Source organism: Micromonospora sp. CPM1, from assembly GCF_023896895.1.
Lineage (GTDB): Bacteria > Actinomycetota > Actinomycetes > Mycobacteriales > Micromonosporaceae > Micromonospora > Micromonospora tulbaghiae.
The window spans coordinates 645,096-656,021 of record NZ_JAMHIU010000001.1 but is presented as its reverse complement, the minus strand read 5'-3'; the positions used below and the strand labels follow the sequence as shown (position 1 = coordinate 656,021).

11 protein-coding genes are annotated in these 10,926 nt (G+C 74.2%); 8 read left to right on the top strand and 3 right to left on the bottom strand.

Going from position 1 to position 10,926, the window contains the following annotated elements:
* The first annotated feature begins 500 nt into the window (after window positions 1-500).
* Both M8C11_RS02520 and M8C11_RS02515 read left to right on the top strand, forming a co-directional pair.
* Complete coding sequence (locus M8C11_RS02520) at window positions 501-1,061, top strand: NADAR family protein (RefSeq protein WP_252448153.1); 561 nt, start codon at window positions 501-503, stop codon at window positions 1,059-1,061.
* Between the two features lie 41 nt (window positions 1,062-1,102).
* A complete protein-coding gene (locus tag M8C11_RS02515; RefSeq protein WP_252448152.1) occupies window positions 1,103-1,612 on the top strand; it encodes an NUDIX domain-containing protein in 510 nt (169 codons plus the stop codon).
* Between the two features lie 127 nt (window positions 1,613-1,739).
* On the opposite strand, the gene M8C11_RS02510 is transcribed toward M8C11_RS02515, so the two are convergent.
* A complete protein-coding gene (locus M8C11_RS02510; RefSeq protein WP_252448151.1) occupies window positions 1,740-2,906 on the bottom strand; it encodes an LLM class flavin-dependent oxidoreductase in 1,167 nt (388 codons plus the stop codon).
* A 143-nt stretch (window positions 2,907-3,049) separates the two neighbouring features.
* Between M8C11_RS02510 and M8C11_RS02505 the strand changes: the two genes are divergently transcribed.
* The 6 genes from M8C11_RS02505 to M8C11_RS02480 all read left to right on the top strand — a co-directional run bounded on the left by M8C11_RS02505 (window position 3,050) and on the right by M8C11_RS02480 (window position 8,976).
* Window positions 3,050-4,021 carry a sulfonate ABC transporter substrate-binding protein gene (locus M8C11_RS02505; protein ID WP_252448150.1) on the top strand — a complete coding sequence of 324 codons (972 nt, stop codon included), beginning with the start codon at window positions 3,050-3,052 and terminating at the stop codon, window positions 4,019-4,021.
* Window positions 4,018-4,854 (top strand): ABC transporter permease, encoded by an 837-nt coding sequence (locus M8C11_RS02500; RefSeq protein WP_252448149.1) that lies wholly within the window; start codon window positions 4,018-4,020, stop codon window positions 4,852-4,854. Before M8C11_RS02505 ends, M8C11_RS02500 begins: the two co-directional genes overlap by 4 nt.
* Window positions 4,827-5,552, top strand: a complete 726-nt coding sequence (locus M8C11_RS02495; protein WP_252448148.1) for an ABC transporter ATP-binding protein — start codon at window positions 4,827-4,829, stop codon at window positions 5,550-5,552. Before M8C11_RS02500 ends, M8C11_RS02495 begins: the two co-directional genes overlap by 28 nt.
* A gap of 16 nt (window positions 5,553-5,568) precedes the next feature.
* The gene (locus M8C11_RS02490) at window positions 5,569-6,975 is read left to right on the top strand and encodes a selenium-binding family protein (RefSeq protein WP_252448147.1); all 1,407 of its coding nucleotides are present in this window, start codon (window positions 5,569-5,571) and stop codon (window positions 6,973-6,975) included.
* Window positions 6,972-7,610, top strand: a complete 639-nt coding sequence (locus M8C11_RS02485) for a hypothetical protein (RefSeq protein WP_210895229.1) — start codon at window positions 6,972-6,974, stop codon at window positions 7,608-7,610. The genes M8C11_RS02490 and M8C11_RS02485 overlap by 4 nt, the downstream gene beginning before the upstream one ends.
* Window positions 7,611-7,692: 82 nt before the next feature.
* Window positions 7,693-8,976, top strand: coding sequence for a sulfite oxidase (locus tag M8C11_RS02480; protein ID WP_252448146.1), 1,284 nt, complete (start codon window positions 7,693-7,695; stop codon window positions 8,974-8,976).
* Between the two features lie 7 nt (window positions 8,977-8,983).
* Here the strand turns inward: M8C11_RS02480 and M8C11_RS02475 are convergent, their stop codons facing one another.
* Window positions 8,984-9,526, bottom strand: coding sequence for an RNA 2'-phosphotransferase (locus M8C11_RS02475; RefSeq protein WP_252448145.1), 543 nt, complete (start codon window positions 9,524-9,526; stop codon window positions 8,984-8,986).
* 280 nt (window positions 9,527-9,806) lie between these two features.
* On the bottom strand, window positions 9,807-10,856 hold the full coding sequence (locus M8C11_RS02470; protein ID WP_252448144.1) for an aldo/keto reductase: 1,050 nt from the start codon (window positions 10,854-10,856) through the stop codon (window positions 9,807-9,809).
* Window positions 10,857-10,926 lie beyond the last annotated feature (70 nt).

The following is a 10,926-nucleotide window of genomic DNA, read 5'->3' as shown; positions in this document are numbered from 1 at the left end:
TCAACCGCCGCACCACAGAAGGCCGCACCCCAGCCGAGATCACCCGCAGCCTCAAACGCTACATAGCCCGCCAAATCTGGCGCACCCTCGAAGCCACCACTTGACAGCCACCTTCACAGATCTTGCAGGTTGAGCCCGCAGAATGTCCGGTAGGCGCGTTATACGGGCCACCAAGGTGCAAGATCGACGGGGAGGGAGGGCGGCGCGTGGAGATCTTGGTAGGAATTGGCCCTCATCGGGGCCCGTTCGCTCCAAGATCTCTTGGGATCTCGTGATGCGGGACGGCTTTCTCTGCGGTCGAGAGGCGGGATCGGCTCGGGCCGGAGAGATGCGGCTCGACGTCGTGAGGCGCGTGGTCGGCCTGTTGACGCGAGCGGACGGGTCGAGGCAGCCGGGCGGGGAGGGGCGGAGGTGTCCGTGGTGGACGGTGATGTCGGTGCGGCATCCCCCGGGCGAGAGTGCGGGTGTGGGATGTCGGTGGGGTGGGGCAGACTACGGGCATGCCGATCCGCACCGTCGCCGACCTGACCACTGCGCTCGACGCCGGGCAGACGGTCAAGTACCTGCACTTCTGGGGGCACCGGCCACGGCCTGACGGCAGCGTCGGCGCGAGCTGCCTGAGCCAGTGGTGGCCGGCGGCGTTCACAGTGGACGGGCGCGAGTTCGCGACGGCTGAGCACTGGATGATGTGGCACAAGGCCACCCTCTTCGGTGATCACGCGATCGCCGAGCGCGTGCTGGCCGCCGGGCATCCGCACCGGGCCAAGGCGCTCGGGCGGCAGGTCCGCGACTTCGACGAGGCGACCTGGACGGCCCGCCGCTACGAGATCGTGGTGGCCGGCAGCGTCGCCAAGTTCGCCCAGCACGAGCCGCTGCGGCGGTTCCTGCTCGGCACCGGCGACCGGGTGCTCGTCGAGGCCAGCCCGACCGACCGGGTCTGGGGCATCGGCCTGACCGCCGACGACCCGCGCGCCGCCGACCCGGCGACGTGGCGGGGCGACAACCTGCTCGGGTTCGCCCTGATGGAGGCGCGCGCCACGCTCGCCGGCCGGAGGGGGTGACGTCTGATCCGGGGCCGGGGGTGCGGGTAACGTGCTGCGGCGTGACCGCGTACTCGCACTGCTCGTTCTGCGGCGCGGCCTACCCGGCGGACGCCGGGTGGCCGCGTGTCTGTTCCTCCTGCGGCGAGACGGTGTGGCGCAATCCGCTGCCGGTGGCGGTGGCGGTGCTGCCGGTCCGCACGCCGGAAGGACTCGGCGTGGTGGTGGTGCGCCGCGACATCGAACCGGCGCGTGGGCAGCTCGCGCTGCCGGGCGGCTTCGTCGAGTACGGCGAGGAGTGGTCCGACGCGCTCGTCCGCGAGCTGCGCGAGGAGACCGGGCTGCTGGCCGAGGCGGGCGAGGCGCGGCTGTTCGCGGTGCACGGCGCCCCGGCGGGCGGCACCATGATGGTCTTCGGCGTGCTGCCCGAACGGCCGGTGGGTGACCTGCCGCCGTCGGCGCCGACCGAGGAGGCCACCGAGTGGCTGGTGCTCACCGATCCGGTCGAGCTGGCCTTCTCCACGCACACCCGGGTGCTGGCCGACTTCCTCGCCGGCCAACGCCCGCTCTGACCGAGGCGACCCCGGGCAGCGCCCCGCCCTGACCGAGGCGACCCGGGCAGCGCCCGGCCGTGACCGCGACCAATCCGGCGGCGCCGGACGGCCCGGCACGCTCAGCCCGGTAACGGGGTCGACGAGGTCAGCCGCCCGCCGGGACGGGCTGGGGCGAGAACGGCACGGCCGCCGGCACCTCGATCTCCGGCTCACCGGCCGGGTGCCGCCACAACCCGCGCCGCCGCAGGATCCGCAGCACGCCCTCGCCGAACCAGTACGCCTCCTCCAGGTGCGGGTGGCCGGAGAGGATGAACTCGTCCAGGCCGAGCGCGTGGTACTCGGCGATCCGGTCGGCGACCTCGGTGTGGCTGCCGACCAGCGCGGTGCCCGCGCCGCCGCGTACCAGGCCGAATCCGGCCCACAGGTTCGGCGAGACCTCCAGCCCGTCGCGGGAGCCGCCGTGCAGGTCGAGCATCCGCCGCTGCCCCTCGGACTCGCTGCGCCGCAGCCCTTCCTGCACCGCGCGCACGTCGGCCTCGGGGATGCCGTCGAGCAGCTTGCGCGCCTGGGCCCACGCCTCCTCGGCGGTGTCCCGGCTGATCACGTGCAGCCGGATGCCGTACCGCAGCTCGCGACCGGCCTCGGCGGCGAGCCCGCGGATCCAGTCCAGCTTGCCGGCCACCTGCGCGGGCGGCTCGCCCCAGGTCAGGTAGACGTCGCTGTGCCGGACCGCCACCGGCCCGGCCGCGCCGGACGACCCGCCGAAGTAGACCGGCGGCACCGGGTCGGGCACCCGGCCGAGCCGGGCGCCCTCGACCCGCAGGTGGGCGCCGTCGTGGTCGACCGTCTCGCCGCGCCAGAGCGCCCGCACCACGTGCAGGAACTCGTCGGTACGCGCGTAGCGGGCGTCCTTGTCCAGGAAGTCGCCGTACGCGCGCTGCTCGGCGGACTCGCCGCCGGTGACCACGTTGAGCAGCAGCCGCCCGCCGGACAGGCGCTGGAACGTGGACGCCATCTGCGCGGCGAGGGTGGGTGAGAGCAGGCCGGGCCGGAACGCGACGAGGAACTTCAGCCGCTCGGTGACCTCGGTGAGCATGGCGGTGGTCAGCCAGGCGTCCTCGCACCAGGCGCCGGTGGGGGTGAGCGCCCCGGCGAAGCCGAGCTGTTCGGCGGTGCGGGCGATCTGCCCCAGGTACGCCACACTGGCCGGTCGCGCGCCACCCGCCGTGCCGACCGGTACGCCGTGACCGCCGCCCACGATGTCCCGGCTGTCGCCGTAGGTCGGCAGGAACCAGTGGAAGGTGAGCGACATGGTGTACCTCCGGTGCGCGGTCGGACGGGCCGCCTCCTGAGGGGTGGGACGACCACGCCGACACCCTACCCATAAAACCTATCGGGTTGGTAGGTTGCTGTCGCCCGCCGACGCCGGGCCCTTCCCCTCCCCGAGGAGTCGTCATGCGTACCCCCAGATCCCGCCGCCGGCCGCTGGCCGCGCTGCTCACCACCCTCGCGCTGCTCGCCGCGACGGCGTTGACGGCCTGCGGCGGCGAGGCGGCCGACGCCAGCGGCGGCGGCGACGGTCCGCTGCGGATCGGCTACCAGCGCTTCGGCGGGCTCAGCCTGGTCAAGGCGCGCGGCGACGCGAAGAACGTCACCTGGTCGCTGTTCGAGAGCGGCCCGGCCCTGACCGAGGCGCTCAAGGCCGGCTCGATCGACATCGGCCAGGTCGGCGAGGCGCCGCCGGTGTTCGCCGCCGCCGGAAAGATCCCGTTCTCCGTGGTCGGCACGTCCGCGCCGATCCCGCAGGGCGAGGCGGTGCTGGTCAAGGCGGACAGCCCGTACCGCGGCTTCGCCGACCTGCGCGGCAGGACGGTCGCGCTGAACAAGGGCTCCAACGTGCACTGGCTGCTGGTGAAGCTGCTGGAGGCGAACAAGATGACGCTCGCCGACATCAAGGTGAAGTACCTCAAGCCCGCCGAGGGACGGCCCGCGTTCGACAACGGGCAGGTCGACGCGTGGATCATCTGGGATCCCTACTTCGCGCTTGCCGAACAGCCGGGCGTCCGGGTGCTCGCCGACGCCACCGGCCTGGCCGGCAACCGTGAGTACGTGCTGGCCGCGCCGGACGCGGTGAAGAACCGCACCGCCGACGTGCAGGCGTTCCTGAACACGTACCGGCAGACCACCGACTGGGGCATCGCCCACCCGGGCGAGCGGGCCGCCATCCTCGCCCCGGAGCTGAAGATCCCGCTCGACGTGACCACCCGGGCGCTGGCCCGAAGCGCCAAGCCGCTCGCCCCGGTCACCCCGGAGATCGGCGCCGAGTTGCAGGCCATCGCGGACAGCTTCGTGGAGCTGAAGCTGGTGCCCGGACCGGTCGACATCGCCGGCCGGATCGACGGCCGGTTCAACGAGGCGTTCCAGTGAGTGGTCCGGCGCTGGCCGAGGCGACCGCTCCGGTCGTACCCGATCGGGCGACGCCGCGGCGGTCGCGGGCCCGCGTCTCGCGGCGGTGGCGGCGCGCGGTGAGCCCGGTCGTGCTGGTGCTCGGCTGGGAGGTCGCCGCGCGGACCGGGCTGCTCGCCCCCGAGAAGCTGCCCGCGCCCAGCGCGGTGCTGGCCACCGGGTGGCGGCTGGCGCGCGACGGCACGCTCGGCGTGCACCTGCTCGACTCGCTCACCCGCGCCGCGCTCGGCCTGCTCATCGGCGGCGGCCTGGCACTGGTGCTCGGCGCGGCGGCGGGGCTGCTGCGCCTCGGCGACGACCTGGTCGACCCGCCGGTGCAGATGGCCCGGATGCTGCCGCACCTGGGCCTGGTCCCGCTGCTGATCATCTGGGTGGGCATCGGCGAGTCGCTGAAGGTCACGCTGGTCGCGCTCGGCGCGTTCTTCCCGATCTACTTCAACACGTACGCCGGCATCCGCGACATCGACGAGCGGCTGGTGGAGGCGGCGCGCACCTGCGGCCTCGGCGCGGCGGCCCGGCTGCGGCACGTGGTGCTGCCCGGCGCTCTGCCGGCGCTGTTCCTCGGGCTGCGGCTGGCCATCGGCGCGGCCTGGCTGAGCCTGGTCGTCGGTGAGCAGGTGAACGCGCAGACCGGCGTCGGGTTCCTGATGATGGAGGCCCGCGAGTTCAGCCAGACCGACGTGGTGGTGCTCGGCCTGCTCATCTACGCGCTGCTGGGGCTCGCCTCCGACCTGCTCATCCGGTACGCGGAGAGGAGGACGCTGGCGTGGCGACGCGGACTGCGCGCGACCTGACCGGACCGGTGCTCACCGCGCGCGCGGTGACCCGGGCGTTCGGCCCGGCCGTGGTGCTGGCCGGGGTGGACCTGACCATCGGCGCCGGGGAGACGGTGGCGCTGCTCGGCGGTAGCGGCTCCGGCAAGAGCACGCTGCTGCGCGTGCTGGCCGGGCTCGACGGCGACGCGGGCGGCGAGTACGCGGTGCACGGCACCGCCGCCGTGGTGTTCCAGGAACACCGGCTGCTGCCGTGGAAGCGGGTGGCCGACAACGTGGCGCTCGGGCTGACCGGGCCGGACGTGGACGACCGGGTCGGCCGCGCGCTGGCCGAGGTGGGGCTCGCCGACCGGGGCCGGGCCTGGCCGGCCGAGCTGTCCGGCGGGCAGGCGCAGCGGGTCGCGGTGGCCCGCGCGCTGGTCCGCGAACCGGACCTGCTGCTGCTGGACGAGCCGTTCGGCGCACTCGACGCGCTGACCCGGCTGCGCATGCAGGGGCTGCTGCGGCGGCTGCGCGCCCAGCACGGCTTCGCCGCGCTGCTCGTCACCCACGACGTGGAGGAGGCGCTGCTGCTGGCCGACCGCGTCCTGCTCCTCGACGACGGCGTGATCGCCGAGGAGGTGCCGGTACGCCTCGGCCCTTCCCCGAGCCCCGACGACCCGGCCCTCGGCGCGCTGCGCCGCCACCTGCTCGACCGCCTCGGCGTACCCGCCGGTTGACCGCGAGGGAGAACCGATGACCCGCTGGACCCCCGACCCGACCTTCTACCCCTCCCCCGCACTCGCCGCGACCGCGCCGGCCGAGAAGCTCGCCTACGTCGCCGCGTTCGACCGCGCCGGGCAGCGCCCCGACGCCATCGCGGTGCTCGACACCGACCCGGACTCCGGCTCGTACGGCCGGGTCGTCGGCTGGACCGAACTGCCGAACACCGGCGACGAACTGCACCACTTCGGCTGGAACGCGTGCAGCAGCGCGCTCTGCCCGACCGCGCCGCACCCGCACGTGGAACGCCGCTACCTGATCGTGCCGGGCCTGCGCTCGTCCCGGATCCACGTGCTGGACACCAGGCCCGACCCGCGCCGGCCGAACCTGGTCAAGGTGATCGAGGCGAAGGAGCTGGGCGAGCGCGCCGGGTACTCCCGCCCGCACACCGTGCACTGCGGGCCGGACGGCATCTACGTCTCCGCGCTCGGCGGCGCGGACGGGCAGGAGGGGCCCGGCGGCATCGCCGTACTCGACCACACCACGTTCGAGGTACGCGGCGCGTGGGAGGCCGACCGGGGGCCGCAGTTCCTGGCGTACGACTTCTGGTGGCACTACACCCAGGACGTGCTGGTCACCAGCGAGTGGGGCACGCCGTCGATGATCGAGGACGGCATCGTCGGTGAGCTGCTGCTGGGCCGCGGGTACGGGCACGCGATCCACTTCTGGGACCTGGCGAAGCGCCGGCACGTGCAGCGCGTCGACCTCGGCGACCAGTACCAGATGCCGCTGGAGCTGCGCCCCGCGCACGACCCGACGAAGTCGTACGGCTTCGTCGGCGTGGTGATCAGCGTCGAGGACCTGTCCGCCTCGATCTGGCTGTGGCACCGCGACGGCGACGCCTGGGCGGTGACCAAGGTGATCGACATCCCGGCCGAACCGGCCGACCCGGCCGACCTGCCGGACCTGCTCAAGCCGTTCGGGGCGGTGCCGCCGCTGGTCACCGACATCGACCTGTCGGTGGACGACCGGTTCCTGCACGTCTCCTGCTGGGGCACCGGCGAACTGATCCGCTACGACGTCAGCGACCCGTTCCACCCGGTACGCGTCGGCTCGGTGCGCCTGGGTGGCATCGTCAACCGCACCCCGCACCCGGCGTTCCCGGACGAGCCGCTGGCCGGCGGGCCGCAGATGGTGGAGATCAGCCGGGACGGCCGCCGCGTCTACGTCAGCAACTCGCTCTACGGCGCCTGGGACGACCAGTTCTACCCCGACGGGGTGGGTGCCTGGGTGGCGAAGCTCGACGTCGACCCGGAGCATGGGGGCCTGGTGCCGGACCCGCGGTTCTTCCCGCGCGGGGAGGAGTTCCGCGGCCTGCGCGTGCACCAGACCCGGTTGCAGGGCGGCGACGCCTCGTCCGACTCGTACTGCTTCCCGTGACCGGCGCGACCTGGGCGGCGCTGGGCGGCCTCGGCGCGTTCCACGGGCTGAACCCGGCGATGGGGTGGCTGTTCGCGGTGGCCCGGGGCCTCCAGGAGCGCCGCCGGGCCGCGCTGCTGGCGGCGCTGCCGCCGATCGCCGCCGGTCACCTGGCGTCGGTGGCGGTGGTCGCCGCCCTGGTCAGTGCGACCCGGTCGGTGACGGCGAGCACCCTGGTCGCGGTGGCCGGCGGCGTGCTGCTGGTCGGGTTCGGGCTGTGGCGGCTGCTGTCCGACCGGCACTTCCGGTGGGCCGGGATGCGGCTGTCGGCGGCGCAGCTCGCCGCCTGGTCGTTCCTGATGTCGGCGGCGCACGGCGCGGGCCTGATGCTGCTGCCGGTGCTGCTCGCCGAACCGGCGGCCGGCGGAGGCCCGCACGCCGGGCACCTCGCCGCCGCGCCGGCCGGCGCGCTGACCGGCCTGCTCGCCGCCGCCGTGCACACCGCCGCCATGCTCGCCGTCGCGCTGGCCGTGGCCCTGCTGGTGTACGAGGTGCTCGGCGTCGGTGTGCTGCGCCGGGCCTGGTTCAACGTCGACCGGCTCTGGGCCGGTGTGCTCGTGGCGGCCGGGGTGGTGACGCTGCTCGCTGCGGCGTGAGTCGCCACCACCTGCGACGGATCGATGAAAAGTCCTACTGATTGAATAGGAAAGGCAGCGTCGCCCACCCTGGAGGTCAGTCGTGAGTCAGTCCCCGTCCTCAGCCGAAGCCGCCCACGACGCCGACCGGAGCCGGCAGTGGCTCGCCGGGCAGGCGCACGGGCCGGGCGTCGACCGCGACCGGCTGCTGGAGGTGGGCGCGGCGATGGGCGCGGTGACCGCCGCCGCCGCGGAGCGCGAGCCGGTCGCGGTGGCGTCCGCGCCGGTCGGCGTCGACCCCGGCGCGCCGATCGTCAAGCCGCTGCCGCCGGAGCTGCTGCGCCCGCTGGACACCAACGCCGAGATGCGCTGGCCGTCGATGGCCGGCCAGGGGTACGTGGTCCCGACCGACCGCTTCTTCGTCCGCAACCACACGGTCACCCCGCACCTGGACGCGGCCACCTGGCGGCTGCGCCTGTTCGGCGACGGCCTGCGCGGCGCGCCCACCCGCGACAACCCGGTCGAGTTCGACCTCGACGAGCTGCGCCGGCTGCCCGCCGAGGAGCACGCGGCGCTGCTGGAGTGCGCCGGAAACGGACGGCGCTACTTCGCCGAGCAGCAGGACGAGCCCGCCCCGGGCGTGGCGTGGGGACTGGGCAGCGTCGGCGTGGCCCGCTGGCGGGGCGTGCGGCTCGGCACGGTGCTGCGCCTGGCCGGGCTGCGCGACGAGGCGGTCGACGTGATGCCCGAGGGCCTCGACCCGGACTACGTCAGCGGCGGGGTCAACCTCGGCCGGGTACGCCGCCCGATGCCCGTCGCCAAGGCGCTCGACGACGTGCTGCTGGCGTACGAGATGAACGGCGAGCCGCTGCCCGCCGACCACGGTTTCCCGGTGCGGGTCGTGGTGCCCGGCTGGGTCGGCATCTCCTCGATCAAGTGGGTGGGCGCGATCGAGGTCTCCACCAGTCCTCTGTTCTCGCCGTGGAACACGCAGTTCTACCGGATGTTCGGTCCCGGCCACCCGGCCGACGGCACGGTGCTCACCGCTCAGCCGGTGCGCAGCGCGTTCGAGCTGCCCTGGGACGCCCGGGTGCCGGCCGGGGAGGAGATGCTGCTGACCGGCCGCTCCTGGTCCGGCAACGGCCCGATCGAGCACGTCGAGGTGGACACCGGCGACGGGTGGCGCCCCGCCGACCTGGTCGAGGCCGACCGGGGTGGCGCCTGGCAGCGCTGGACCGCCCGCTGGCGCCCTGAGGCCGCCGGACGGCACGTCCTGCGCGCCCGCGCCACGGACTGCATCGGCGCCGTCCAGCCCGACCGGGCCGCGCCGAACGACCTCGCGTACCTGTTCGACGCCGTCGTGGCCCACCCCGTGACCGCCTGCTGACCGCCGCTCAGGTGGTGCCGAGGTAGGGCGGCGGGACGGTGTCGGTGAGCCACACCCCGTTCGCCGAGCGGTAGAACAGGTACCCGGCCTCGGCCATCGCCGCCGCGTCCACGGTCAGCACCACCACCGCGCCGCCCCGGCGCGCGCCGACGCGCCGGGCCGTGGCCACATCCGGCGACAGGTGTACGTGGTGCCGCCCGCCCCGGCGCAGCCCCTGCGCCCGGATCGCGTCCAGAACGGCCTCGCCGGTGCCGTGGAACAGCCGGGGCGGCGGCGCGGCCGGCGTCAGGCCGAGGTCGACCGGAACGGAGTGCCCCTGGTTGGCGCGGATCCGGTCGGCCCCGTCCGGGCCAATCTCCACCGCGAACCGCTGCTTGTCGTTACCAGCGACCACGGCGTCCAGCTGGGCGCGGCTGATCCGCAGCCCGGCGAGCACGTCGGCGACCGGCACCCAGCCGGCCCGGTCGAGTCGCAGTCCGAACGCGTCGGGCCGGTGCCGCAACGCCAGCGACAGCCGCTTGCTCACCCGAACGAGATCCCGGTGTTCCACCCGCCCAGTGTGATTCCGCAGCCGTCCCCTGTCGACGCAGTTCCCCACCCGCCCTTCCCCGCCCCACCTCGCCCCGCCCGCCCTTCCCGCCTCGCCTCGCCTCGCCTCGCCTCGCCTCGTCGATCTTGCGGTATCGGCCCCCCGGGCGCCCGATTCACGCGCTTTGCCGGGGCCGGAACTTCATGATCGACGAGCTGGTGGCGGGGAGGGAGGAGGACGGGGCGAGGCGGGCAGGACGGGACGGGGTGCGGGAAGGGTGCGTGGGCGGACGGAACGAGGGTCAGGCGGCGGCTCGGTCTGGGAGGGGGCGGCGGCGGTGGGACGGGTCGGTCAGGGTGGGCGGGGACCAGGCGCCGTCGGGCTGGTAGAGGTTCGTGCCCGGCGGAACGATCTCGTCGATGCGGTCCAGCACCGCGTCGTCGAGCGTCAGCTCCGCGCCGGCCAGCAGCGCGTCCAGCTGGTCCATGGTGCGCGGTCCGATGATGGTCGAGGTGACAGCCGGGTGCGCGGCGGTGAACGCCACGGCGAGCTGCGGCAGCGTGCAGCCCACCTCGCCGGCGAGCGCGACCAGTTCCTCCACGGCGGCGTACTTCGCGGCGTTGCCCGGCAGCGCCGGGTCGAACCGAGCCGGGGTGAGTGCCGGCCGGCCCGCACCGAGGTCGACGGGCTTCCCCTGCCGGTAGCGGCCGGACAGGAACCCGGAGGCCAGCGGGCTCCACACCAGCACGCCCATCCGGTAGCGGCGGCACACCGGCAGTACCGACGTCTCGATGCCGCGGGCCAGGATCGAGTACGGCGGCTGCTCGGTGCGGAACCGGCCGAGCGCCCGCCGTTCGGCGACGTGGTGCGCCTCCACGATCTCCTCGGCCGGGAACGTCGAGCAGCCGAACGCGCGGATCTTCCCGGCCCGGACCAGGTCGGTGAGCACGCCGAGCGTCTCCTCGACGTCGGTGGTGTGGTCGGGACGGTGCACCTGGTAGAGGTCGATCCAGTCGGTGCCCAGCCGGCGCAGGCTGTCCTCGACCTCCCGGACGATCCAGCGCCGCGAGTTGCCGCCCCGGTTGGGCCCCTCCCCCATCGGGAAGTGGACCTTCGTGGCGAGCACCACGTCGTCGCGCCGGCCGCGCAGGGCCTTGCCGACGATCTCCTCCGACTCGCCGGCCGAGTACATGTCGGCGGTGTCCACGAAGTTGATTCCGCGGTCGAGTGCCGCGTGGACGATCCGGGCGCAGTCGTCGTGGTCGGGGTTGCCGACCGCGCCGAACATCATGGTGCCGAGGCAGTGGACGCTGACCTCGATGCCGGTGCCGCCGAGGACGCGATAGCGCATGTGAACTCCCTGGGTTGCACCGCGCCGGCCGGGTGGCGCGCGGTCCGGTCACGGTAGGAGTTCGAGTGCG

Coding starts and splice junctions, on each gene's coding strand:
- M8C11_RS02470 (WP_252448144.1), bottom strand. CDS start 10,856: ATGCGCTATCGCGTCCTCGGCGGCACCGGCATCGAGGTCAGCGTCCAC.
- M8C11_RS02505 (WP_252448150.1), top strand. CDS start 3,050: ATGCGTACCCCCAGATCCCGCCGCCGGCCGCTGGCCGCGCTGCTCACC.
- M8C11_RS02520 (WP_252448153.1), top strand. CDS start 501: ATGCCGATCCGCACCGTCGCCGACCTGACCACTGCGCTCGACGCCGGG.
- M8C11_RS02510 (WP_252448151.1), bottom strand. CDS start 2,906: ATGTCGCTCACCTTCCACTGGTTCCTGCCGACCTACGGCGACAGCCGG.
- M8C11_RS02490 (WP_252448147.1), top strand. CDS start 5,569: ATGACCCGCTGGACCCCCGACCCGACCTTCTACCCCTCCCCCGCACTC.